Origin of the sequence: Sulfurimonas marina (assembly GCF_014905095.1) — a bacterium.
GTDB lineage: Bacteria > Campylobacterota > Campylobacteria > Campylobacterales > Sulfurimonadaceae > Sulfurimonas > Sulfurimonas marina.
On record NZ_CP041165.1, the window covers coordinates 142,188 to 166,009 of the forward strand.

The window sequence follows — 23,822 nt, forward strand, 5'->3', positions numbered from 1 at the left end:
AATTGGGTGAATAATTTATTTTCCATAGTCTTCTCGATAATATTTTGAAAGAAGTGGTAGTTGAGTCATATCAAAACTCATATACTCAAAATCTTTATCTTTTTCATCCTCTAAAGTAGATTGCAGTCTTTTTAACAAACCTTGTGCCGCTGCTTTATCATGTAGAGGTAGAAGGAGAGTGATGTAATAATAATCTTCATTATGCACTAGTGTAATCATATCAAGAGCACGGAGCATACGTTCAACTTTTTGGTACACTCTTGCAGTTTGCAGCTCATTATCTATTCGTAAAACCAAGATGACAGAGTTCACTTTAAAGTTATTGTTGAGATCTTTGAGTCTTGCTATCTCAAATTTAAAATCTTTATCCTCTAAAAGTTCAAATCCCTCAAGAGATTTTGAAAGAGCAGCTTTTCTGTTTTCAATAGAAAAATATTCATGTAAAATCGTGATTGATGTAAGGTTCTCTCTATTAAAAAACATAAAAGGCATTTTTTCTATTACAAGGACAGAAACTACTTTTCCGTTTATAACCGCCGGAATAGCACCTATATATTTATTTTCAAGCTCTTCATTAAATATACTTGGTTCACCCGATTCATCACTTACATAGACAGGTGATTTTCTCGCAATTGCTTTATCAACAAGATAGTTTTGTAACAGTTTTTCAACTTCTAAAGTCTCTTTGATATTGATAGTAATAAGCTCTACCGTATCTTTATTGAAGCTCATATCAGTTGCATTGTTTTTTAGATAGAGAATCAAACCGCTTTGCATACTAAACGACTTTTCAATCAGTTTTAAAAAGTTGTTGTTATATTCATAAGCTTTGTTTTCAATAGTATCATCAAGTAATATCATCTCGTTTGTATGGACAATGTGATTAATTGAATTACGGATACTCATAGGCTTAATTACATAGTTTTTCTCTAACTGATCGTGCGAAATTTTTAGCGTGTAAAAAGCACGGGAAAGTTCAGAAAGTTTATCTGACTTATAGCTTGATTCAACTTCTGCTTCTTTAATCCGTGAGTTCCAAAAATAGTGAAATTGACTAAAGATTAAAGTCATCAGTAATGCTATCAAGAAGTCCACATATTGAAAAGAGGGGTAAAATACCCAGATAGCAAGTGAGATAATACTCACAGCAAAAACACCATTTTCAAAACCATGAAAAAGGGTAATAATAGCTAATAATATTACAAGGTATGGTACCTTATAACTTAGTAAACATGGATCTCCAGAGTTGATTAAATAACCAATAGCTACATAAAGAGTAACAAGTATAAGTGTCTCAATATAAGCGTATTTGTGTATATACTCTCTTAAAAGATCTTGTGTTGATTTTTCCTGTACTCTTTGTGTATGTTTTGCCATTATCTTTCAACCATCTCCATTAGTAAGTCTTGAGCAGTTGTTCCTATAGAACCATTACCCCAGTCACTGTCTGAACCAGTAGCACTCCAAACAAGTTTTTTATTTTTTGTTTTATATAAACTTACTTGAATACTTACAGCCGGTTCCCCATCAATACCTGTTTTATATCTCCACTCACTAACACCACCGTAAATAAAGTATTTAGCATCATCATCTTTCGCTTTTTTAGCAGCTTTTTTTAATGAGTATGTTTTATCATTTACATATGAAACAATTTTGTATCCCTTTGCTTTTAAGATCCCTTCTAAAATATTAGAAGCTCTCATACCTGCTCTTGGAGTATCCGTATAGTTTTCTAAACGGAATATAGCCACAGTTACACTGTTTTTTTGTTGATGAGTTTCATTTACATCTTCATATACCGCCGGCAGTTTTTTTGGTGTCGTGACGATCACATTACTTGTACAACCTATAAACAACATTGCAAATGCTGCTAATAATACATTTCTTAACATCCTAAATTCCTTTCTTAGTTAGATAAAGCTCTTTAAATTTTAAAAAGCAAATTGTATTCTCATTTGGTAGATATTTATCAACCCGTCATAATCATCAGTATCTTTTGGTAATGCCATAATATATTCAGTCATCACCTTAGTTTCATCATTGATGTACCAGTTAACTCCAAAACCGTAGTTTGTTTGTTCCCCACCATGTTCATCCTTGTCATTGAGATTAATATAAGAATATCTGAGTGCTAACTCTACAGCACCATCCTGTCTTGGTTTGATTTTTGAGAATTTTGATTCTTTAAAATCAAACCGTTTCCCTTTGCCTAGTAAAAAATAACTCCCCTCCATAAAGTAACTGTAAAAACTATAATCATCTTTATCTGCAGAGATATCAGATGTTGTATATCCTGCTTGTAAAGAGTATTTATGATTAATAAATAATAGATCGAAGTTTTTGTTTAAGAGATCGTTGACATCTCTAATTCGTACAGAGACATATTTATCATCTAATATACTTGATTCTGAGTTTTGTCTATAGCGCAAGTCTTCATTTTTATAATCTTGCTGCAGGGCTCCAAAACCAAGATGGAGTAGCTCTCTTTTGGAGGCTTTATAAGTATATGTAGCCCTTAGTGAAGCTCCCGGTTTGTTTATCTCATTCTCTTTTCTTTCATCTATAGAGTTTGTAAACCCACAAACAAATAAACTAAACAGATGTCGATCAAGTTTACTGTTTATAAGTAACTCTACACCTAGCTTTCTAGGGATTGAAAAAGCATCATCTCCCAGTGGTCTCTCCATAAAAGAGAGGTTTTTAGAAGTTGAATATCTGTATAGAGAGAAAGGAACTTTCAGGTTTCCGGCTTTGATTCTGTAAGCACCGTTTATTGCTCGAAGTTTATTTTTATATCCAATATAAAAATCTTTGTAATGATCTTCATCTTCGATAAGGCTATACTCCAACTCATAGAAAAGTTTTTTATCGAAAAAACTTCCTGAGTGACTTATTCTTGCTCTTCTGAAGTCGTGATCAAAAAACGGTTTCGGTTCATCATATGAGATCGCTTCAGCCTGGTCGATGTAACCGATGTCATAACTTATCTGTGCTCCGAAACTATATCTATAGTCATAAGGCCCTATAGGTTTTTTGTTGTTAGAAAGATTTGCAATATACTGTTGATATTTATACTCTTGTGAGCGTTTCTTTACATATTTTACTTTTTTCTTCTTTTTCTCTTTTTTAGTTGTTGTATCAAGATCGAGAGTTGTATTTGTATCATTGTTTGCAAAAAGGGAGAAACTGATAAGTAAGAGTATTAGGTATCTCATAGTGAATCCATCCCTATTTTAATATAATTTGCAGCTTTGTTCGGTTCTTCTCCGTTATCTTCAACACAAAATAAAAATCTCTCTGCTCCGTTTTCTACAATCGTTATCCCTTCAGAATGCCCTACATCTAAATCTTTTTTTACTAAAGAGGCCTTTTGCGTATTTTTATCTAAAAAGTAGAGTTGAAACTTAGATGTTCTTTGTCCTGCATCACCTGCTATGATCCAATAGCCGTTTTTTTGTTCATCATATTTGATGCCACGTATCCCAAGGCCGTTTAGATCAATATAAAGAGGCTCTTTAAAAAGAGGTTTTGGAGGATTCTTTGTAAAAAGCTCTTTAGGATTTTTGATAGCTAAAATAATTGCTTTGGCATTATGTAAAGGGGCTCTAAAACCAAGTACGAGGGAGTTGTCAGTTGTATCAACTGTTAACCCCTCGATGTTGATTGCATTGTATCCAAGTAGTTTATCTCCAAAAAGATTTGCTTCAAGAGCAATAAGCTCATCTTTTAGATGATTGTAAACTTCCATATCGATAATAGATTCATCCTCATAATGAAACATAAGAAGTTTTTCACGTGCTTTTTTTTGTTCATTTGAACGGTTGAGTGAATGGGATGTAATTGCATAAACAATATTGCCATTTGATGTGATCGCTTCAAGATCTTCTATCTCTTTTTTGAAGCTTTTTTTGATTTTTTTAGGGATATGAAGATCCCCTATCTCTACTACTTGATTTTCTTCATCAAATGTGATCAGTTTTAGTGGTCTGCTGCTGCTTTCATCTTCTACTATGAGTACTTTGTTCTTCTCAACCGTAGTTGCACCCGAAGGCTCGAAAATATTGTAAAACTTTCCTACAAAATACTCTTTTTCTTTTTGTGAAGTGGAAACTTTTTGACTCTCATTCATAAGTGCATATACGATAAGGGAAGCTGTGAGTATAAGTCCTGTAGAAAAAAATGTATAAGCGTACTTTAGCCAAAAATATTTCTTCTTGATCTCTGCACCCAAGATATGGAGATGACTGATCATCTCTGTTTTAGATCTCTTAGAACTTTTTAAAGCTTTATTCATTGAGCTGTGGTACTCTATAGGAGACATATCTGCCATATCCTGATAATAAAGAAGGCTGTGATAATCCTCTAGAAACTCTTTATTTACTAGTTTGTTTTTTGTTCTAGGCTTAACAGACAATACAGCTAAGATGATCGAGCCAAGAGAGGTTAAGATGATCGAAATAAACGCATAAGTCATAAGCTTTGAATGTACCGTAAAACTTGAAGCCGTCACACTAACCGTTAAGATAAAACCGTTAAGCGAGATTAAGATACCCGCTTTTGTGTCTGCTAAAGATGTAAGATCTAAATTTGAACGCAACGCATTTCTAAAAAAAGTAGATACTAGATTAGGTGCTTTTTTCTTTTTAGCTTTTACATTAGTACTAACGGCTTCTTGTGTCGGTTCGTTATTGTACATCGAAAGCCACCGTTCCGTATATTGTTTTGGTATCAGCAGGATCGCGTAATCTGTTAAACGCTTCTTGATAGTGTGTAGGATCGTCTAGCTCTCTAGAAGTAACTTTCATATAGTATGTCCCTGGAGCAAGGTTAAGTGTATTATTTGTGTAATTTAACCCGGTAAGATTCTGTTCTGAAAGAACAGTTGTGTTGAAGTCGTAATCACTCGATACATTGAGATCATATACTATTGCATCCCCTTCAAAGTCTTCTGATACGTCCCAGTCTGCACTAAAAGTTCCATTACTATATGAAGCTCTCTCATAAAATGGCATAGGATGCCCTATAACACTTTTATAGAGTGCGATGTTTGTATCAACTTGCGGGATCAACTCTTCAGCTTTTGTTCTCCATGAAGAGATAGTTGGTTCAGCTTGTAAAACAGAACTTTCATAAGAATCAATCAGCTCTTGCATTCTAATGTTTGTTATATAGTCTGTTCTTAGTTTTTCAGCCATAGCATAAACATCATCTCTGTTCTTTTGAATACGTAAAAACTTTCTATGCAGAGGTACTTCCATTAAAACAGCTATACCATATTCCGCTTTTCCTAAATACTGTGTTGATGACCAGGCACCGTCATAATCCCAAGGGACAAAATAGAACTTTTTACCGTAAATAGGGTTGTAAAGAAAATAGTTATGATAACTCACATCCTGATTCCCAAGAACAAGGTTGAGTGCTATCCAAGTTATATAGTTATCACGACTAAAATAGGTAGCGACAACACTATCAATATCTTGGTCACTGTTAACAGCTCTTAGCATCTCTGAAATCATACGGTGGTCTTTACCCGCTTTTATCTCTAAAAATGTATTGAAGTTTGCTTCATTTAGAGGGTCGCCATCTTCATCTGTCTGGAGATTTTCTAAAGCCCATTCATCAAATAAAAAATTGTTTGCATTGTAAAGATTATCATCTTTATTCCATCCGCGGTTAATTAAAAATTCCTCTCTTAAAGCTTCTACATGTGTATAAAGACCATAATCTATAGTACCGTTAACATCATCTGTAACAGACAGATGGACAAACTGTGTTTTTAAACTTGTTAAATTGGGAATAGCGCGAATAAGATCGTATGCAAGTTTGTTACGAATTCTTGAAGAGTCAGAAAGGTGTTTGTTTAATTGAAATTTTCTTTGATAATCGAGCAGGTTGATATCAGAATCTAATCGCATTGAATAAGATTTTTGAGCAAGTGTTCTTGAGTAATTCCCGCGAATTTTAAATTCACCTACACCACTAAAACTACCTGTTGATAAAGTTGCGTTTAATACAGGTTCGTAGTCATCATCTCCTTCAATATCATGATCAACATCGTCAAGAGTACATGGTCTTGCCGGAGCGGTTAAATCATCCCAAGGTACACACAGGCTACTATTTGGAATAGGAATATATATATCCATATCAACTAATGAAGAGTTGATACCTGAAACGGGAGCACTGCTTTGTGTGACAGACATACGTGAATCTAATGGGAGAGCATACCAGCTTTCATTATCTGAAATATCCCCTGTAAAAGATGGTGTTTTATGTACATTATTATTACTTTTACAAGCAGAAAGAAAAATTGAAACAATAGTAATGAAAAGAAGTTTTCCTAAGAAAAACTTACGGTTTTTTACATTCACTAACAACTATGTTCCCTTTATTTTTCTTTATTGTTTTTTTCTTGATCCCTTTTACTTTTTTAAACTCTTTTAGATCTTTGAAACAACCGTGTTCTTCTCTGTATTTAATAATTCTTTTGGCTTTTTTTACTCCTATATCTTTGAGTGAGGCTAATTCTTCGACAGTTGCAGTATTGATGTCTACTACTGCAAATAATAAACTTGTTAATAACGATAAAAGAAGGAAAAATTTCATTTAAAACCTCCAAAAGGTGATTGAGCAATTAGTCATTATACCAAAAATATATTGTAATAAAATATAATATTACAAAAAAAATTGAAGAACTGAAATTATAAAAAAAGAAAGTGTTGAAAAAGTGTTGTTTATTTATTTGTTGGAGTAAAAAGCTCCCTGCCCAAAACAATATAAAAGATGGGCAGGGTTGTTGGAAGAAGTTAGAGTAGAATTACATTCACCGAAGTTCCGGCTTCGAGTTTTTTGTCCTCTTCACCAGTGATCATAAGTCCACTATTGTTAAGCATATTTGTAAGAATTGCAGAACTTCCTATTTTTTTATCTTGGAAATTCACAAAAAACTCTCCCTCTTCAATTACAACATTACAGGTAGTGAATTCAGTAAACGAGCTGCGCTTATTAAAATCTTCTTGCAGTTTTGCAGCGACAACTTCATAGGGTTTTGCTTGTCCCAGCATTTTTGCTATTAAAGGAAGTGCATAAAGAATAGCCGTTACGGTTGATGAAAAAGGAAAGCCTGGAAGAGCAAGTACAAACTTCTCTTCACGCTGTGCTACCATTACGTGGCGACCCGGTTTGATAGCTACCCCTTTAAATACAACAGAAGCACCAAGGCGAGGAACTATATCTTTTACAAAGTCATAATCTCCGACACTTACACCGCCCGTACTTACGACAATATCTGCCGAATTGATTGCAGATTCAAATGTTTGCATCAACTGCTCTTTATCATCAGGGGCAGTTCCTATTTGGATTACCTCTGCTCCAGCTTGTTTAAAAAGTGCTTCGAGTGTATAGTTATTTGAACTTCTGATCTGTGCAGGGTTGTCGCTGTGTTCACCAAGATCTACTATTTCGCTTCCAGTTGCAACTACTGCTACTTTAGGACGAAGGGCAACTTTTACCATCACTTGGTTCAATCCAGCTAATACGCCGATCTCAGCATATCCGATTTTTGTTCCTTTTTTGATTAGAATATCTCCGGCTTGATAACTTTCACCGATAGGACGAACAGATGAACCAATGTTTACCGGCTCATTAATGACAATTTTTCCATCTTCGTAAGTTACATTTTCAATCTGGATAAGCGTATCTGCACCTGCAGGCATTTTTGAACCTGTAAAAGTTTTAATAGATTCACCCTCTTTGATCTCACGCTGCTCATCATTTCCTGCAGGGTTGTCACCTAAAACAAGTAGCTCACCTTTTTCTAAATCAGCATGCTTTACTGCGTATCCATCCATAGAAGCGGTAGGGAATTGGGGATCGTTATATTTAGCCACGATATCTTCAGCTAATACACGATCCAGTGCATCACTTAAAGGGACTCGTTCGAACTTTGAAGTATTTACTTGAAGTAACTCAAGCATGTTTTGACTTGTTTCATACGATAATAAGTTCAATATTATTTCCTTTTACGCTAAAAGACCGCTACCGCTGATTGCAGTCGATCTATCTTCGGCATATACTCTTTTCCCATTTATTAGGTCATATTTCCAGATAGGAGCAGAAGCTTTAAAATCCTCTACAAACTCGTCTATAAACTCTAAAGCTACACGACGTTTTGGAGAAAATACTGCTGCTATGTAAGAAGATTCATGAAGCATCACGTCACCACGAGAGTGTGCCATTTTTATGATCGCACCTTTAGCTGCCGCTTTTTCTTCCCAAGCTTTGTACCAAGATTCGAGTATTGGCTCATACACATCAAAACTCAGACCTTCAATCCCGCTTTCATCACGTACAGTTCCCACAAAAGGGATATATGCTCCGTAATTACTTGTAGATTCATCTTCATACCATCTTTTTAGTATCTCTGGAACATTTAGCGCACCGTTATGTAGTTCTAACAAATCAGCCTCCACACACAGGAGGTAAAAGAGATACTTTATCTCCATCTTTGAGAGGATGTTCTAAAGATGATACAAGAGCATCGTTCACGGCAACTGCCGAGTTAGTTAACCACTCTTTTAACTCTTCATCTTTTTGTAAAATCGGTGCGAGTTCACTAAGATTTGCGATCTCTAATTCCATAGCATCTTTTTGTATTGGTCCTAAAAATTCTACTTTAACCATTCTATACCTTTTATTTCATTGGTACATATTTTGAAAGTTACTCGTGAGGCTCAGACCGTTAGGGAGGATTCGTCCTCTAAGAGGAACTTGCAAAATATTTTATTGGCAAAATTATATCTAAGATAAGTTAAGTGATGTATAATTTCAAAAATTAGTTTTGGAGTCTTTGTGCTTTTTGGAAAGATAGAATATCTCAACCTTTTACCGTTTCATATCTTTATAAAACGCTTTATATCTTCTTCACAAATCAAGATGGGTATGGAGCATAAAAAGAATGTCCCTGCCAAGATCAATTATGCCTTTAAAAAAAGACGCGTTGATGCAGCTTTTATCTCAAGTATAGAGGCAAAAAAGTATAAAAACGTAAAACTCGGAATTATCGCAAGAAAAGATGTGAAAAGTGTATTGGTTATTCCAAGCAGAGGTGCAAAAAAAGATGCAGAATCTGCAACTTCAAATGTATTGGTAAATGTTTTGGGACTAGAAGGTGAGGTACTTATTGGTGATAAAGCACTTCGTTATGCTCTTAAAAACGATGACTATATCGACCTTGCACAACTTTGGAACCAACGTTATAAACTCCCTTTCGTGTTTGCCGTGCTTGCATTTCACAAAGATGAAAAGATTTATAAAAAGATTGAAAAAAATTTCGGGAAATACAGAGTAAGAATTCCACAATATCTCTTAGAAAAAGCGGCAAAAGATGTTGGTATAGAAAAATCAGAAGTGTTAGAGTACTTAAAACTTATCTCTTACAATCTTGATCGAAGAGCACAAAGAGGACTGCAAAAGTTTTATAAAGAGGCAGCAAAAGTTATTTAACTCTTGATGCTAACTCTTTTTTATATTCATCGAGATCGAAATTTTTCATATCTGAAGCACCGCTTTCTATGGCTGCTAGGGCTACGGCGGCTGAAATTTCCACTACAAGTCTCTTATCAAAAGGGGAGGGGATAATATACTCTTTTCCGTATTGAAGTTCTCTGCCGTGAATATTGTGGAGATACTCGGGAACCTCTTTTTTAGCCAATTCTGCTAACGCTTTAGAAGCTGCAAGTTTCATTTGCGTATTGATCTCTTTTGCACGTACATCCATAGCCCCTCTAAAGATAAACGGGAACCCTAGAACATTGTTTACCTGGTTAGGGTAATCACTTCTTCCCGTAGCTACGATCGCATCTGGACGCGCAGCACGTGTCTCTTCAGGGAAGATCTCTGGAGTAGGGTTTGCCAAAGTGAAGATAATAGGATTGTTGCACATCTTTTTTACATCTTCTATGTGAAATGTACCTGGACGTGAAAGTCCGACAATTACATCAGCGTTTGTAAAGATCTCATCATGTGTCATGTAATCGTGTGTGGCAAATTCACGTTTAAAGTCATTAAGATCGCTTCTTCCTTGATGGATTAACCCTTTTGAATCAAGCATAAGTATGTTTTGTACACCCACTTCACGGTAAAGTCTTGCACAAGAGATTGCTGCTGCTCCGGCACCGACAACTACGATCTTTAGTTTTTCAATATCTTTATTTGCAATCTCACAAGCATTTAAAATAGCTGCTGTTGAGATTACGGCCGTTCCGTGTTGGTCGTCATGCATTACGGGAATGTCAAGCTCATCAACTAAACGACGCTCTATTTCGAAACACTCGGGTGCTTTGATATCCTCTAAATTGATGCCGCCAAATGTAGGTGCAATAGCAGAGACTACAGAACAAAATCTATCGATGCTTTTAGTATCTACTTCAATATCATATGCATCAAGTCCGGAGAACTTTTTAAAAAGTACACCTTTTCCTTCCATAACAGGCTTAGAAGCAAGTGCTCCGATATCTCCAAGACCTAGAACTGCAGTACCGTTTGAGATAACTGCGACTAAATTACTTTTAGCTGTGTATTTGTATGCATTTGCAGGATCTTTTTCTATCTCTAAACAGGGAACTGCTACACCGGGAGTGTAGGCAAGGGAGAGATCTTTTTGTGTCTCAACTGCTTTGGTTACCTCTACGGAGATTTTACCAGGTTGTGGAAACTGGTGATAATCAAGAGCTTCTTTGTCTATCTTTTTTTTACTCATGCGAGATCCTTGAAAAGTGTGTTTTTTTAATTATACACTTTTTGTAATCGCTTCGAGCCACTCTTTCATTTTTTTCTCATATCCTATCTCTTTGAACTCTACAAATTGTTGCGGATACTCTAAGTATTGTTGAGGGACATAGCCTCCAAAATCGTGTGGATAGAGATAGTTGGCATTGTTTTGCTGAATGTTTTTGGGAATATTCATAATATTGCCGTTTTGTACACTGTTAAGTGCTTCATTGATCGCTTTATATGCAGAGTTTGATTTTGGTGAAGCACAGAGGTAGATAACCGCTTGAGCTAAAATTATACGTGCTTCGGGATAACCTATTTTACTAACAGAGGTCAAACACGATGTTGTGAGTGTTAGTGCCTGAGGATTTGCATTGCCCACATCCTCACTGGCAAGTATCACTAGTCGTCGAGCTATAAAGTCTGCACTCTCACCTCCGTCAATAAGACGTGCAAGATAATAGATAGCAGCATCGGCATCACTTCCACGGATCGATTTAATGAGGGCTGAGGCAAGATCATAGTGTACACCTGCCTCAGAGCTCCCAGCTTGAAGCGCATTTGGACGAAGTGAGCGGAGTGTATCGAGTGTAATAACGTTAGAGATATTTGTTGCAAACTCTAAAAGCTTTAACATCGCTCTTGCATCACCGCCTGAACTTGCAATTAGATACTCTTTTGCATCATCTACAAGTTCCAAGTCATACTTTTCTATGGCTCTTTGAAGAAGTTTAGTGAGTGCTTCATTGTTAATTGCTTTAATTTCAAAGAGCATTGAACGTGAACGGATAGCAGAAGTTAAAGAGTAAAACGGGTTTTCAGTTGAAGCTCCTATGATCAGCGCTTCGTTTCTTTCCATAATAGGTAAAAGTACCTCTTGTTGATTTTTGGAAAGACGATGCACTTCATCTATGAAAATTAGGGGCTTTTGTAAAGCATTTTTATATTGAGCAAATATTTTTCGCAACTCTTCAAGTTTTAGTGAAGTTGCATTGAGTTCATAAAAAGGGAGATCCATCACATTTGCGATTACTCTTGAAATAGAGGTTTTCCCACATCCTGCAGGTCCGTAAAAAAAACTATGCCCTAAAGCCCCTTTTTCACAAAGCGTTCTTAAAGGGGTGCCAAGAGAGCTTAAATGCTCTTGACCTACAATCTCATCAAAGGTTTTAGGGCGTAAAAGTGATGCAAAGTCCAACTCTAGGCTCTCTCTTTTTGTTTTTTAGATTCCTCTTTTAAAAACTTGTAAAGTGCAGAGTATTCACTTCTTGTTAAATATCTTGTTTTTCCCGTTGGGAGATTGTTGAGTTCGATCTCTGCAAAACTAAGACGTTTTAGATCAACTACATCTGCACCGAAGTGTGCAAAAAATCTACGAAGTTCACGGTTTTTTCCCTCAGCGATTGCAACTTTTAAGATTGAGTAGTTTGGCTGGTTTTTTTGGATTTTGTACCCTAAAAACGGTTTAAATTCCATCTCTTTTATTTTAGAGTGAGAGTGTGCACCCGCACTTGCATCTTCAAGATAAAGACCGTTCATCATCGCATCTTCCATCTCTGGCGTTACTTCACCCTTGATCTTGATCTTATAGATACGCTCTAAGTCTGATTCCATTAAAGCTGTTGCGACGTGTGAAGCATCGGTAAGAAGTAGTAGCCCTTCACTAGCAAAGTCTAGACGTCCCACAGGGATAAAATGTTTGAACTCTTTGCTTAAGCTGTCATATATTGTACGACGCCCTTTTGGGTCAGACTTTGTTACAAGTTCCCCTTTTGGTTTGTTATACACAATCACTGTGTATTTGTTTTTAGGGCTTACCTGTTTACCGCTTACATAAACGATATCACGCCCCTCTTCAACCTGCGTTGCAGGATTCATTTCGATTTCGCCGTTGATACGGACATAACCGTCTTGAATTGCACGATCAGCTTCTCTGCGTGAGTAAGTTGAATAGTGTGCTATATATTTATTTAGTCTCATTGCCATTAAGAGATCCCTTTTTCTATGAGTGAGTGTATGTGTAATACACCTTTGATTTTTTTGTCTTTATCTGTGACAACCAACAGTTGAATTTTTTTCTCTTCTATAAGCACTAAAGCATCACTTGCTAAGAGCTCTTCATCATCTATACTCATAGGGTTTAGTGTCGCATACTGCATAATATTGTCTTCGAGTGAAAAGTTCTCACTAAGCAGTGCTCGACGAACATCCCCGTCACTTACAAGGGCTACAAGACGATCCTCTTTATCTGCTATAAGTACCGTTCCCAAGCGCCCTTGGCTAATGCTCAGTATTGCATCTTTTACTTGTGCATCTTCACCTAAAACAGGAATATTTTGTGTCTGCATAAGATTTTTTACTTTTACAAACAGTTTTTTCCCAAGTGCACCACCCGGATGAAACGAGGCAAAGTCAGTTGTTTGAAAATTTCTTGCTTTCATCAAACACACAGCCAAAGCATCTCCGAGTGCCAGTGTAAGTGTAGTTGAACTCGTAGGAGCCGTGTTAAGCGGACATGCCTCTTTTTCAACTTCTATTTTAATTACAAGATCGCTGTATGAGCCAAGTGTTGATTTTTCGTTTCTCGTCATACCGATTAGAGGGACATCAAACCTTTTAATGTGTGGAAGAATAGAGCTTAGCTCTTCACTCTCTCCGCTGTAACTAATAGCTAAAACTACGTCTCCAGCTCCAATCATCCCAAGATCTCCGTGCAGTGCTTCTGTCGGATGGAGAAAAAAACTCGGAGTACCTGTAGAGGCAAAAGTTGCAGCCATCTTTGCACCGATAAGCCCGCTTTTTCCAACTCCGCTTACGATCAGCTTCCCTTTACATCCAAGGATCATCTCAACAGCTTTATCAAATTCATCATTTATGTTTTGTGCAGCATCCAGTAATGTTTGTGCTTCAATATTTAATGTTTCTTGTGCAATAGTTTTATAATTCATACCCTTATTATATCTCTTTTTATCTTCATAAGATATAATACATATTATGAAGATAAAAAAGGGGCTTTTATGAGAGCTGTAATTGGGAAATACTTAGATAGTATAGACACTTTAAAATTAGAAGACAGAATCCTTTCTTACAACACTTTGATTTTAGGTGAACAAGGTTCTGGAAAAACAAATTTAGCTTGTAAAATTAGAAATTTTATTATCGATAAAGATGTACCGACAATATATTTAGATTTTGACGATTCTCATGAAGATCAGATTGAGCTTCGTTACAAAGATGAACACTTTAACTACATTAGATTTGATGAAACAGAAGAGTTCGATAAAGCGTTTGAAGAGCTTGTATCTCAAAGAAAACATATCTATATGGCAGTAAATCCTAACTTTTTTTCAAATAAAAGAGATGTGAAGTCAAAACTAACACAAACAATCTCAAATAAAGATCTGTTAGAGCATTACTACTATTTTTTCCATGATATTGAAAATCTAAACGGTTTCTATACAAAATTTGAGGACTTTTTACTTTATATGTTAAGTTTTACAAATTTACAAAAGTTTGGTTTTACTTTCTTGGCACAACCACACTCAACGTTTGAAAACCCGCATTTAAAACTACTTTTTACTTTCTTGTATGTTGGTAGATGTGCAAATGTAGATTATTTCAATACTTCAAATCTGAAAAATTTGAAAAAGAATAAATTTTTCTATCAATTCAGAACGGCATATCCGACACTTTTATTCAATGAGATTAAAAACTCTGTTGTTCAAATTGACGAGTATATCCCGGAAGAATAAGAGAAGTCTAGATGCAAAATATTTTTGATGAAGTTGGTTCACTCGATCGCAAATGTTATGAGGAGTTCGCTCTAAGCGAAGACCTTTTAATGGAACATGCAGCTGACGGTATGGCTGACTTTATCAAAAGTAACTACGCTCTTGGGGCAACTGTTTTAGTTGTCTGCGGAGGTGGAAACAACGGTGCAGACGGTTTAGCACTTGCTCGTATACTTCATAAAGATTATGATGTGAAACTCTTTATGGCAAAAGAGGCAAAAAGCGAGATGGCAAAGCTACAGCTTTTACGAGCGCAAAAAGTGGATGTATCTTTTGTCGATCAACTTTTTAATGCCGAGATAATCGTTGATGCTGTTTTAGGGACGGGCTTTAACGGTGAGCTTTCTTCAGAGTTACTGCAAATGTTAGAGACCCTAAATAACTACAAAGCTGTGAAAATAGCGTGTGATATTCCAAGCGGCTATAAATTTAATGCCGATTATACTCTGACAATGGGTGGTTTGAAAAAATCTCTCTTTGAAGATAAAGTAAAAGATATCGTCGGGGAGATAACAGTTCTGGACCTCGGTGTTGCACGTGAAATTTATGAGACGGACTCGAAAATAAAACTGCTTGATGAGAGTGATCTGCAACTTCCAAACAGAAAGAAGCAAAACACTCATAAGGGTTCTTACGGGCATCTTGCAGTGGTAAGCGGAGAGAAAACAGGGGCGAGTGTTATGAGTGCACAGGCTGCTTTTCGTTTTGGAACCGCTTTGGTTACACTGCTGAGCAATGAAAATATTCATGCCCCGTATGAGATTATGCAGTCACACCAGCTACCTCAAAGTGCATCAGCAATAGCACTGGGAATGGGGCTTGGTGTTGAGTTTTCTCAAAGTGAACTGGAGCGCTTCGTAAGTAACGGTCATCCTCTGCTTTTAGATGCAGATATTTTTTATCACCCTTTACTTTCTACATTACTAGGGAAAAAGAAGGTTGTGATAACGCCTCATCCAAAAGAGTTTTGTGAGGTTTTAAGAGAGTGTAAGATCGCAGAAATATCTGTAGAGGAGTTACAACAAAGCAGATTTGAGTATGCACAGCTTTTTAGTAAACATTTCCCAGATGTTACACTTGTACTTAAAGGTGCAAATGTGATCATCTCTCAAGGTGAGCAGATGTTCATTAATCCTTATGGCAGCAATGTTTTGGCAAAAGGGGGCAGTGGTGATGTCTTAGCAGGGCTAATAGCGGGGCTTTTAGCGCAAGGGTATGCTCCGCTTGATGCTGCAATCAGCGGCTCACTTGCCCATACGCTGTTGGCAAAAAGTTACAAGGGTGCTGATTTTTCACTTACGCCGATCGATTTGATCGATGGTATATGTAAACTGTAAGAATTGTTTTGTTATAAACTCAACAATAAAAAAGTATAAACGATTATTTGATTTATTTTTAGAGGACAAATCCTCCCTTTGGTCTGAGCCTCTAAAAACAAACCAAACAATCTTGAACAAATAACGAAAACGAAAATAAATTAGATTAGGAAGAAGAATGGATAATAAACTAAAAATCGGAAAATATGAACTAGGATCTCGTCTTATAGTTGGAAGTGGGAAATATGACTCTTTTGATATGACAAAAGAGGCGACTTTAGCATCTGGTAGTGAGCTTATCACTGTTGCAGTTCGTCGTTTAAACATCACAGACCCTGATAAAGAGAATCTTCGCGATACTTTTGCAGGAACAAATGTAAAGTTTTTACCAAACTCTGCGGGATGTGTTACTGCTGAAGAGGCGATTACTACTTTTAGATTAACTCGTGAAGCGACAGGAATCGATCTAATCAAGCTGGAAGTTATCGGTGATACACAAAAAACTTTATACCCGGATGTAATTGAGACAATTAAAGCGTGTGAAGTGTTACATAAAGAGGGCTTTACTATTATGGCATATACTTCAGATGATCCAATCATGGCTAAACGTCTCGAAGATGCGGGTGCTGATGCTGTTATGCCATTAGCTGCTCCTATTGGAAGTGGACTTGGTGTACAAAACCCTTACAATGTTGTTTTCGTTCGTGAAGCGGTAAGTGTACCTGTAATCGTTGATGCGGGAATAGGGTGTGCAAGTGATGCTGCATATGCAATGGAGTTAGGTGCTGAAGGTGTTCTTACAAATACTGCGATTGCACAAGCTAACGACCCAATTGCTATGGCTCAGGCTATGAAACATGCGGTTATCGGTGGACGTATGAGTTATTTAGCGGGACGTATTCCGAAAAAACCTTATGCGACTGCATCAAGCCCGGTTGACGGACTTATTCAGTTTTAATTAGTTTCGTAAAATCAGCAAAGCTAATTTTACTGCGCTAGCCGCTGAGGCACTAAAGCTTGCCTCGTATCGAGGCAGATTTAATGCGACCTTGCTAGAGCTGCAAAATCAATAGAGTCCTCTTTTTTGGACTCTTCTCTCTCTTTGTCTTTTTCAAAATCTCCACTGGAGAAAAAATATTCGTGTTGCCCTTTATTTAGAATACACCCTTTAATCCCAGGTGTACAAGTTACATTTAAAAGTTTACAAAAGCCTTTATGATCGTGTTGACATGTCCAACCCATAATTTATCCTTCAAATTTATCCGATAAATGGGACATTAGAAGTAGTTGTCCCATCCCTTCAAAGAATTTCTCTATACCTATAGTATTTGCCTCTAGAGATTTTTTCATAGCAGTTAAAAATACAAGTTGTGACTCTTCTGATGCTAACATATATGTATCTATAATATACTCTAAAGTTAAAGAGGTCTCTTCTCCGTTTACATCAAAGTCTACTGATGAGAGAAGATTGATCCCCTCTTGTTTTAAAATCTCTTTACACTCTTGTGCCGGACTCATCTTATCACCTCCGCATCTAGCTCACCGCTTTTAAGTTTTTGACTGTATTCGACTAAGTCTCTTTTTACATCACCGCTTAAGACGAAAAGACCGAAAATGTTTGGAAGAGCCATAGCAAGGAGAAGCATAAAACTAAAGTCTACCAGTATACTTGTACTGACAATCGTACCTATAACTGTTAACGATAAGAAAAGGATTTTATAAAGAATTGAGTACTTCGAACCAAAAAGATATACCCATGCACGTTCACCGTAGTATGACCAAGAGATCATTGTTGAAAAAGCAAAAAGAGCGATAGATATAGAAAGGACAGCAGGAAACCATGAAATGACAGTACCGTAAGCAGCCGATGTTAGTGCTGCACCTTCTCTTGCTTCAATAAGTGCCGCATGTGCACCATCTGGTGCATATACACCTGTGATGATAATTACTAGTGCCGTCATTGTACATATAACTATAGTATCGATAAAAGGCTCATAAAGTGCAACCATACCTTGGCGAACCGGATATTTTGTCAGTGCCGGTGCATGGGCTACCGGAGAGGAACCAATCCCTGCCTCACTAGAAAAAACTGCACGTTGGAACCCTTGAACCATTGCTCCAATCATACCGCCGTAAAGGGCATTGTTAGAAAAGGCTTCTGTAAATATGAGAGAAAAAGCGTGAGGGATTTGTTCAAAATAGAAACCTAAGATCCAGATTGAAGCACTTATATAGATAATTGCCATTACCGGAACAAGACGCTCTGTAAAATTAGCTATCCTTTGTACACCGCCTATAATAACAAAACCGACAAGAGCTGCAATGATAATACCAAATACTACCGGATAAGTATTGAAAAAGTCTATCTCTTGACCCAGAGCACTGACAGCTTGTGAAACTTGGAAAGTGTTTCCACCGCCAATAGCACCGCCAATCATAAATACAGCAAATAGAACTGCTAAAACTTTTCCAATTTTTGCATACCCTTTTTGTGCCAAACCTTTAGAAAGGTACTCCATTGCACCACCCATAACACTGCCGTCTTTTAAAAATTCTCTATGTTGTAGTGAGAGTGTTACTTCCGTAAACTTTAAACTCATCCCTAAAAACCCTGCAAGGATCATCCAAAATGTAGCTCCGGGACCACCGATAGAAACAGCCAAAGCTACACCTGCAATATTTCCAAGACCAACCGTAGCAGAAAGAGCAGTTGTTAATGAACCAAATGGAGGGATTAACCCTTTGTCATCTTTTGTCTCATATTTTCCACGTATGATCTTAAATGCATGAGTAAAATACTTAAATCCTACAAAGTTCATCTTGAATGTCAGATAAACACCACCTGCAATAAGCCATGCAACTAAAAAAGGTATAGATATACCTTCAACCTTTCCGAAAAAAATATCAAAAAAAAGTATCGTCTCCAATATTCCGTTTATGCTACTAAAAAGTTCCCCCACAACACATCCTCTTACTCTGTTTGTATAATTGTAACAAATGAAACTTAACTCACTTTTTGTTAAAAAATAGAAAAATTATAAAATTTCTTCCTAAAACTATTGACATAAGAAAAAAAATCCACTATAATTTCAGCCTCATTAATCAGCAACCAAGCTTTTTAATGTTTAGGTCGGGGTGTAGCTCAGTATGGTTAGAGTACTTGGTTTGGGACCAAGGGGCCGAAGGTTCGAGTCCTTTCACCCCGACCATTTTTTTTATAATAATTAAATTAATAATGATTAAACATGGTGGGATTAGCTCAGTTGGTTAGAGCACTAGTTTGTGGCACTGGGGGCCGTGGGTTCGAATCCCATATTCCACCCCATATTATTAATTATTAGAACTAAGACGATATAACAAAAAGTAGCGTCCGTGGCTCAACTGGATAGAGTTTCGGATTTCGGCTCCGAGGGTTATAGGTTCGAATCCTATCGGGCGTACCATTTTGTCTGATATTATGCGTCCTTAGCTCAGCTGGATAGAGCAATGCCCTTCTAAGGCATCGGTCACACGTTCGAATCGTGTAGGGCGTACCACTTATTATTTGTTGTCTGAAGAGACGTTAAAAACTTATTCCACGCGGACGTGGTGAAATTGGTAGACACGCCAGACTTAGGATCTGGTGCCGCAAGGTGTGAAGGTTCAAGTCCTTTCGTCCGCACCACTTACATAAAACAATACTTCCAAAAACTTTTCAAATTAAATCAAATAAAAATAAAATCTATAAAAATTTATAATCAATTATTTATTCACATAAGAAGATATATGAAATAAAGGTATACTTTATAATTCATAATTACATATATACACTTTCGAAGGACATTCTATATGAGTGATTTAGGTATTTACCAAACAGTCTTTAATAAAACAAATATTGGAATGGCTATTGTAGATCAGTCTGGAAAACTTATAAATGTAAATAAAAGTCTATGTGACTTCTTAGGCTATACAAAAGAAGAACTTCAAAACAAAACTTTTCGTGAGATTACTTATGAAGCAGACTTAGAAGAGAGTGTTAAAAATTTACAAAAGATCAATGAAGGTATTAGCGATACATTCCATATGGAAAAGCGCTATGTAACTAAGCAGGGACAGTTGATCTGGGCAGATATCACAGTAACTGCAATCAGAAAAGAGAATAATGTTCTTGATTATTATATTGCTGTTCTTAGAAATATTGATGAACTAAAACAAACCCAGTTAGCCCTGCAAATGCAGGAACAAAAAGCACAACTTTATCTAGATGTTGCAGCAGTTATGTTGGTTGCAGTAGATAAAAAGGGGACTATTCAGTTGATAAACCCTAAAGGTTGTGAGATTCTTGGGTATTCAAAAGAGGAGTTACTCGGTAAAAACTGGATCAAAACAGTTTTGCCTGTACATACCCAAGAGGGTGTTGAAAATTTAATAGATGAGATATTTAACGGGAATTTAGAATTAGTAAAATATTTTGAAAATCCAGTACTTACTAAGAGCGGAGAAGAACGTCTCATAGCATGGCATAATGAAATTATAAAAGATCAAAACGGAGAAGCTGTAGGTATTATGGCTTCGGGACAAGATATTACGAAAATCAGAAAAAGTGAACAGGAGATTCAAGAGTTAAATATCAAAACCGCAACGAAAAAAATTCGATACCAAAATCTTTTACAGAATGCATCTGATGGGATTTTCATTATGGATTATGCTTCAGGTGATCTACTTGAATATAGTCAAAAAGCAAAAGAGTTATTAGGGTATTCAGATGAGGAGATGCAGCATTTAAATGTACTTGACTGGGATAAAGGTTTTTCATCACTTGAAGATTATAGAGAGACAATAGCAAATTTAACTTCTGGACCGATTGTTTTAGAGCGTAAACATAAACGAAAAAATGGTACTTCTTATGATGCTTCTATTACAGCTTCTAAAGTATTTGTCGGTCAAAAAGCACTTATTTATGCATCTGTCAGAGATATTACCGAAGAGATAAAGCTGAAAAAAGAGCTTGTAAAAGCAAAAGAGGACGCCGAATACTCTACTAAAATAAAATCGGAATTTTTAGCTAATATGAGTCATGAGATAAGGACACCGTTAAATGGAGTGATAGGCTTTATCGAACTTGCAATGAAAAAAGCGAAGAGTAAAAAGGTGATAGATTATCTACAAAAAGCTCGTAAGTCATCTAATGCTCTTTTAAACGTTATCAACGATATACTTGATTTGTCCAAAATGGAAGCAGGAAAACTTGAGATAGAAGAGCATAGATTTGTATTGAGTAAATTAATTGATGATATCCGAGCAATGTTTGCATATTCAATTGCATCTAAATCTTTGAAACTAAATGTAAATATCTCTTCTGAAATTCCAGAAATTGTTGTTGGAGACTCACTTCGTTTGACACAGGTTTTTAACAATTTAATTAGCAATGCAATAAAGTTTACGGAGAAGGGTAGAGTATCAATTGATATTACACTCCTCAAACAAACATCAAAAAAAATAAAAATATTGTGTTCAGTAAGTGATACCGGTTTAGGGATACCTCCAAAGACGCTTTCAAAACTTTTCGATTCTTTTACACAGTCCGATTCCTCTACTACAAGAAAATATGGAGGGACTGGATTAGGACTTGCAATTACGAAACAACTTATAGAGTTGATGAAAGGTGAAATTTGGGCGGAGAGTGTGCTTGGAGAAGGTTCTACGTTTTACTTTACTTTAGAGTTACAACTCTCAACAGATGATCAGAGCAAAGATATTGAGGAATCAGAAGTAGTAGAAAATGGTGAAAGAGTTTATTTTAATGCTCGCGCATTACTTGTTGATGACAATGCAACAAACCGAATATTGGCAAAAAAGATACTTCAAGAGTATGGTTTAAGTGTAAAAACAGCCAAACATGGAAAAAAGGCGATAGATAAAGTAAAGAAAAATGATTTCGACATAATTTTTATGGATCTGCATATGCCAACCATGGATGGGTATGAAGCGAGTAAAGAGATTAGAACTTTTAACCAAACGATTCCTATTATTGCATTAAGTGCTGCAGTTATGAATGGTGATAAACAGATGGCAGAGGCAGTGGGAATGAACGAACACATTGCAAAACCTATCAACAGGAATGTACTTGAAAAAATACTACACCGTTATCTTTTAACTGTCTCTCCTGTAGATATTCCATCTTCAGGAAATATAGATTTTTTAGAATTAGAAAAACTGTTTAAAAACGACAATAAAGTGAAAGAGTTTCTAAATATTTTTATGAAATCACATCATGACTTCTGTAAAAAGATACGAAAAATGGAGATAGGAAGCGCACCTTTTAAAACTACATTACACTCTTTAAAAGGTGCAGCAGGAAGTATTGGTGCGAATAAAGTGTATTCTTTAATCATTGAAATAGAATCTTTAAATGATACTACTCAAATTACCAAAATGTTAAAAATTTTATGTTTAGAATTTAAACACTTAATGGAAGAGATTGAAAATTACATTGCCAATTAGTATTGGCAATGCTGGTTTTTAAGTTTTAGGAGACTCATTTTTTAAAATATAACCAACTTTATAAACAGATTCGATGTTTATAGAAGGGATTTTTTTTCTGAGGCGTCCTATTAAAATTCTAATTGCGTTATCTGTAGTAACATTATCTGATATGAGAAAGTTAAACATTTCATAGGTCACTACTCTATTTTGATTTTCAAGAAGTATTTCTAACACGGTAATCTCTCTGTTGTTTAACTTGATCTCCATATTTTCAGACTTCACTGTTTTTGATAATGCATCATACCAGTAGGTATCATTTATAGCGACACAACTCATAGAAAGTTTTCTCTCATTTGTATATATATTATTGACTAATTTAGAGAGTTTTTCCGAGGTCATAGGTTTTATAAAATAGCTGTTGATCTGCAAGTTCGCAATAGTTTCTATACTTTGCTCGTCAGAATAAGCGGTCATAAGAATAATAAAACACTCTTTGTCTATTTTCCGTATTTTTGAGACCAGTTCTGTTCCGTTAATATTTGGCATATTAATATCTGAAATAATCACATCAGGCAGGTAATTTAGATACATTTGCCACCCTTCTTCACCACTTGAAGCACTATATACTTCCTTAAACTTTCCCTTCAAATAGGTACACAATTTAAAATTACAAGTTGCCTCATCATCTATGACAAGTATTCTAGACCTATGTTTCATTAGAAGATAGCCTCTTATGTATTAAGATGTTTATAAGTTTAAAGAAATAATTCTAACATATTTTGTCTGTATTATTCCCATTCATCTATATAGTTTGTTAAAAAGAATTTATTCTTGACATAAGTCAAAGACTTTTACATAAAAAGCTATTAATGTTTAATTTTAAAAAAGGAATATGTATGCGGGAATATATTTTAAAGAGCGACGATTTTTTAGTTTCACAAACAGATGAGAAAGGGAAAATCTTATTCGCCAATGATGATTTTTGTAAGATAGCAGGGTATACCATTGAGGAACTCGTGGGGAAACAGCATAATATTGTTCGTCATCCGGATATGCCAAAAGCAGCTTTTAAAGATCTCTGGTCTACTGTAAAGCAAAATAAGATATGGACAGGTTACGTTAAAAATGCAACAAAAGACGGAGGGTTCTACTGGGTATTTGCAACTGTCTATCCAATGAAAGATCCTGTAACGAAAGAGACACGTTATCTCTCTTGCAGAAGAAAACCTTCTAAAGAAGAGATACTACAAGCTGAAGAGCTTTACAAGACATTACAATAAGGATTATATATGAACAACTTACAAAAAAATTTGATCGTTACTATTATTTTTGCTTTTTTTATAGCATCTCTTTATATAACCTCTTCTGCATTGATCCAAACAGTTTTAGCTCTTATAGTATTAGCAATTACAATAGCAGTTTATACACTGTTTAATGGTAAAAATTCTCATGTGTTAGACGAGAAAAGATTAGCTCTGAT

The 23,822-nt window shown here is 35.9% G+C and carries 23 protein-coding genes and 5 tRNA genes; 11 read left to right on the plus strand and 17 right to left on the minus strand.

What is annotated here, in order from left to right; translation table 11 throughout:
• Positions 1–15: 15 nt before the first annotated feature.
• The 9 genes from FJR03_RS00720 to FJR03_RS00760 all read right to left on the minus strand — a co-directional run bounded on the left by FJR03_RS00720 (position 16) and on the right by FJR03_RS00760 (position 8,679).
• Positions 16–1,377, minus strand: a complete 1,362-nt coding sequence (locus FJR03_RS00720) for a PelD GGDEF domain-containing protein (RefSeq protein ID WP_193113771.1) — start codon at positions 1,375–1,377, stop codon at positions 16–18.
• Positions 1,377–1,892: a hypothetical protein gene (locus FJR03_RS00725; RefSeq protein ID WP_193113772.1), complete on the minus strand. Its 516-nt coding sequence runs from the start codon at positions 1,890–1,892 to the stop codon at positions 1,377–1,379. The genes FJR03_RS00720 and FJR03_RS00725 overlap by 1 nt, the downstream gene beginning before the upstream one ends.
• 39 nt (positions 1,893–1,931) lie before the next feature.
• Positions 1,932–3,215, minus strand: coding sequence for an OprO/OprP family phosphate-selective porin (locus FJR03_RS00730; RefSeq protein ID WP_193113773.1), 1,284 nt, complete (start codon positions 3,213–3,215; stop codon positions 1,932–1,934).
• The gene (locus FJR03_RS00735) at positions 3,212–4,696 is read right to left on the minus strand and encodes a DUF3616 domain-containing protein (protein ID WP_193113774.1); all 1,485 of its coding nucleotides are present in this window, start codon (positions 4,694–4,696) and stop codon (positions 3,212–3,214) included. The genes FJR03_RS00730 and FJR03_RS00735 overlap by 4 nt, the downstream gene beginning before the upstream one ends.
• Positions 4,686–6,368 carry a CotH kinase family protein gene (locus tag FJR03_RS00740; protein WP_226962211.1) on the minus strand — a complete coding sequence of 561 codons (1,683 nt, stop codon included), beginning with the start codon at positions 6,366–6,368 and terminating at the stop codon, positions 4,686–4,688. Before FJR03_RS00740 ends, FJR03_RS00735 begins: the two co-directional genes overlap by 11 nt.
• Positions 6,349–6,603, minus strand: coding sequence for a ComEA family DNA-binding protein (locus FJR03_RS00745; protein ID WP_193113776.1), 255 nt, complete (start codon positions 6,601–6,603; stop codon positions 6,349–6,351). The genes FJR03_RS00740 and FJR03_RS00745 overlap by 20 nt, the downstream gene beginning before the upstream one ends.
• A 200-nt stretch (positions 6,604–6,803) precedes the next feature.
• The gene (locus FJR03_RS00750; protein WP_193113777.1) at positions 6,804–8,006 is read right to left on the minus strand and encodes a molybdopterin molybdotransferase MoeA; all 1,203 of its coding nucleotides are present in this window, start codon (positions 8,004–8,006) and stop codon (positions 6,804–6,806) included.
• A gap of 12 nt (positions 8,007–8,018) precedes the next feature.
• The gene (locus FJR03_RS00755; protein WP_193113778.1) at positions 8,019–8,456 is read right to left on the minus strand and encodes a molybdopterin synthase catalytic subunit; all 438 of its coding nucleotides are present in this window, start codon (positions 8,454–8,456) and stop codon (positions 8,019–8,021) included.
• A gap of 1 nt (position 8,457) precedes the next feature.
• The gene (locus FJR03_RS00760; RefSeq protein ID WP_193113779.1) at positions 8,458–8,679 is read right to left on the minus strand and encodes a MoaD/ThiS family protein; all 222 of its coding nucleotides are present in this window, start codon (positions 8,677–8,679) and stop codon (positions 8,458–8,460) included.
• A gap of 168 nt (positions 8,680–8,847) precedes the next feature.
• Between FJR03_RS00760 and FJR03_RS00765 the strand changes: the two genes are divergently transcribed.
• Complete coding sequence (locus FJR03_RS00765; protein WP_193113780.1) at positions 8,848–9,501, plus strand: MqnA/MqnD/SBP family protein; 654 nt, start codon at positions 8,848–8,850, stop codon at positions 9,499–9,501.
• Here the strand turns inward: FJR03_RS00765 and FJR03_RS00770 are convergent.
• The 4 genes from FJR03_RS00770 to FJR03_RS00785 are packed head-to-tail and all read right to left on the minus strand — an operon-like array spanning position 9,494 to position 13,718.
• Positions 9,494–10,756: a malic enzyme-like NAD(P)-binding protein gene (locus FJR03_RS00770; RefSeq protein WP_193113781.1), complete on the minus strand. Its 1,263-nt coding sequence runs from the start codon at positions 10,754–10,756 to the stop codon at positions 9,494–9,496. The two genes, FJR03_RS00765 and FJR03_RS00770, sit on opposite strands and share 8 nt — an antisense overlap.
• A gap of 30 nt (positions 10,757–10,786) precedes the next feature.
• Positions 10,787–11,968, minus strand: coding sequence for a replication-associated recombination protein A (locus FJR03_RS00775; RefSeq protein ID WP_193113782.1), 1,182 nt, complete (start codon positions 11,966–11,968; stop codon positions 10,787–10,789).
• A gap of 2 nt (positions 11,969–11,970) precedes the next feature.
• Positions 11,971–12,756, minus strand: coding sequence for a pseudouridine synthase (locus tag FJR03_RS00780; RefSeq protein ID WP_226962142.1), 786 nt, complete (start codon positions 12,754–12,756; stop codon positions 11,971–11,973).
• Positions 12,756–13,718: a KpsF/GutQ family sugar-phosphate isomerase gene (locus tag FJR03_RS00785; protein ID WP_193113783.1), complete on the minus strand. Its 963-nt coding sequence runs from the start codon at positions 13,716–13,718 to the stop codon at positions 12,756–12,758. Before FJR03_RS00785 ends, FJR03_RS00780 begins: the two co-directional genes overlap by 1 nt.
• A gap of 69 nt (positions 13,719–13,787) precedes the next feature.
• Between FJR03_RS00785 and FJR03_RS00790 the strand changes: the two genes are divergently transcribed.
• From FJR03_RS00790 to FJR03_RS00800, 3 genes are all read left to right on the plus strand, one after another.
• Entirely contained in the window at positions 13,788–14,522 is a 735-nt protein-coding gene (locus FJR03_RS00790; protein WP_193113784.1) for a P-loop NTPase family protein, read from the plus strand.
• A gap of 11 nt (positions 14,523–14,533) precedes the next feature.
• Positions 14,534–15,898: an NAD(P)H-hydrate dehydratase gene (locus FJR03_RS00795; protein ID WP_193113785.1), complete on the plus strand. Its 1,365-nt coding sequence runs from the start codon at positions 14,534–14,536 to the stop codon at positions 15,896–15,898.
• Between the two features lie 157 nt (positions 15,899–16,055).
• Positions 16,056–16,835 carry a thiazole synthase gene (locus tag FJR03_RS00800; protein ID WP_193113786.1) on the plus strand — a complete coding sequence of 260 codons (780 nt, stop codon included), beginning with the start codon at positions 16,056–16,058 and terminating at the stop codon, positions 16,833–16,835.
• An 80-nt stretch (positions 16,836–16,915) separates the two neighbouring features.
• On the opposite strand, the gene FJR03_RS00805 is transcribed toward FJR03_RS00800, so the two are convergent.
• Genes FJR03_RS00805 through FJR03_RS00815 form a run of 3 tightly spaced genes read right to left on the minus strand, consistent with a single transcriptional unit; the run spans position 16,916 to position 18,837 of the window.
• Positions 16,916–17,119: a hypothetical protein gene (locus tag FJR03_RS00805; protein ID WP_193113787.1), complete on the minus strand. Its 204-nt coding sequence runs from the start codon at positions 17,117–17,119 to the stop codon at positions 16,916–16,918.
• A gap of 3 nt (positions 17,120–17,122) precedes the next feature.
• Positions 17,123–17,395, minus strand: coding sequence for a hypothetical protein (locus tag FJR03_RS00810; RefSeq protein ID WP_193113788.1), 273 nt, complete (start codon positions 17,393–17,395; stop codon positions 17,123–17,125).
• The gene (locus FJR03_RS00815; RefSeq protein WP_193113789.1) at positions 17,392–18,837 is read right to left on the minus strand and encodes an alanine/glycine:cation symporter family protein; all 1,446 of its coding nucleotides are present in this window, start codon (positions 18,835–18,837) and stop codon (positions 17,392–17,394) included. Before FJR03_RS00815 ends, FJR03_RS00810 begins: the two co-directional genes overlap by 4 nt.
• Before the next feature lie 171 nt (positions 18,838–19,008).
• On the opposite strand from FJR03_RS00815, the gene FJR03_RS00820 reads away from it, so the two are divergent.
• The 6 genes from FJR03_RS00820 (at position 19,009) to FJR03_RS00845 (ending at position 22,360) form a co-directional block, all read left to right on the plus strand.
• A tRNA-Pro gene (locus FJR03_RS00820) sits at positions 19,009–19,086 on the plus strand.
• 39 nt (positions 19,087–19,125) lie between these two features.
• Positions 19,126–19,202 (plus strand) — tRNA-His (locus FJR03_RS00825).
• A gap of 41 nt (positions 19,203–19,243) precedes the next feature.
• Positions 19,244–19,320 (plus strand) — tRNA-Arg (locus FJR03_RS00830).
• Positions 19,321–19,336: 16 nt separating this feature from the next.
• Positions 19,337–19,413, plus strand: a tRNA-Arg gene (locus FJR03_RS00835).
• A gap of 43 nt (positions 19,414–19,456) precedes the next feature.
• A tRNA-Leu gene (locus tag FJR03_RS00840) sits at positions 19,457–19,541 on the plus strand.
• Positions 19,542–19,705: 164 nt separating this feature from the next.
• A complete protein-coding gene (locus FJR03_RS00845; RefSeq protein ID WP_193113790.1) occupies positions 19,706–22,360 on the plus strand; it encodes a PAS domain S-box protein in 2,655 nt (884 codons plus the stop codon).
• An 18-nt stretch (positions 22,361–22,378) separates the two neighbouring features.
• Here the strand turns inward: FJR03_RS00845 and FJR03_RS00850 are convergent, their stop codons facing one another.
• A complete protein-coding gene (locus FJR03_RS00850; protein ID WP_193113791.1) occupies positions 22,379–23,059 on the minus strand; it encodes a response regulator transcription factor in 681 nt (226 codons plus the stop codon).
• Between the two features lie 179 nt (positions 23,060–23,238).
• Between FJR03_RS00850 and FJR03_RS00855 the strand changes: the two genes are divergently transcribed.
• Positions 23,239–23,622: a PAS domain-containing protein gene (locus FJR03_RS00855; protein WP_193113792.1), complete on the plus strand. Its 384-nt coding sequence runs from the start codon at positions 23,239–23,241 to the stop codon at positions 23,620–23,622.
• Positions 23,623–23,822: the final 200 nt, after the last annotated feature.

What these genes read in the sequence shown, in the direction of transcription:
- FJR03_RS00790 (WP_193113784.1), top strand. Translation starts at nt 13,788, where the DNA reads ATGAGAGCTGTAATTGGGAAATACTTAGATAGTATAGACACTTTAAAA.
- FJR03_RS00760 (WP_193113779.1), bottom strand. Translation starts at nt 8,679, where the DNA reads ATGGTTAAAGTAGAATTTTTAGGACCAATACAAAAAGATGCTATGGAA.
- FJR03_RS00730 (WP_193113773.1), bottom strand. Translation starts at nt 3,215, where the DNA reads ATGAGATACCTAATACTCTTACTTATCAGTTTCTCCCTTTTTGCAAAC.
- FJR03_RS00735 (WP_193113774.1), bottom strand. Translation starts at nt 4,696, where the DNA reads ATGTACAATAACGAACCGACACAAGAAGCCGTTAGTACTAATGTAAAA.
- FJR03_RS00785 (WP_193113783.1), bottom strand. Translation starts at nt 13,718, where the DNA reads ATGAATTATAAAACTATTGCACAAGAAACATTAAATATTGAAGCACAA.
- FJR03_RS00780 (WP_226962142.1), bottom strand. Translation starts at nt 12,756, where the DNA reads ATGGCAATGAGACTAAATAAATATATAGCACACTATTCAACTTACTCA.
- FJR03_RS00745 (WP_193113776.1), bottom strand. Translation starts at nt 6,603, where the DNA reads ATGAAATTTTTCCTTCTTTTATCGTTATTAACAAGTTTATTATTTGCA.
- FJR03_RS00795 (WP_193113785.1), top strand. Translation starts at nt 14,534, where the DNA reads ATGCAAAATATTTTTGATGAAGTTGGTTCACTCGATCGCAAATGTTAT.
- FJR03_RS00800 (WP_193113786.1), top strand. Translation starts at nt 16,056, where the DNA reads ATGGATAATAAACTAAAAATCGGAAAATATGAACTAGGATCTCGTCTT.
- FJR03_RS00720 (WP_193113771.1), bottom strand. Translation starts at nt 1,377, where the DNA reads ATGGCAAAACATACACAAAGAGTACAGGAAAAATCAACACAAGATCTT.
- FJR03_RS00845 (WP_193113790.1), top strand. Translation starts at nt 19,706, where the DNA reads ATGAGTGATTTAGGTATTTACCAAACAGTCTTTAATAAAACAAATATT.
- FJR03_RS00805 (WP_193113787.1), bottom strand. Translation starts at nt 17,119, where the DNA reads ATGGGTTGGACATGTCAACACGATCATAAAGGCTTTTGTAAACTTTTA.
- FJR03_RS00725 (WP_193113772.1), bottom strand. Translation starts at nt 1,892, where the DNA reads ATGTTAAGAAATGTATTATTAGCAGCATTTGCAATGTTGTTTATAGGT.
- FJR03_RS00810 (WP_193113788.1), bottom strand. Translation starts at nt 17,395, where the DNA reads ATGAGTCCGGCACAAGAGTGTAAAGAGATTTTAAAACAAGAGGGGATC.
- FJR03_RS00855 (WP_193113792.1), top strand. Translation starts at nt 23,239, where the DNA reads ATGCGGGAATATATTTTAAAGAGCGACGATTTTTTAGTTTCACAAACA.
- FJR03_RS00850 (WP_193113791.1), bottom strand. Translation starts at nt 23,059, where the DNA reads ATGAAACATAGGTCTAGAATACTTGTCATAGATGATGAGGCAACTTGT.
- FJR03_RS00770 (WP_193113781.1), bottom strand. Translation starts at nt 10,756, where the DNA reads ATGAGTAAAAAAAAGATAGACAAAGAAGCTCTTGATTATCACCAGTTT.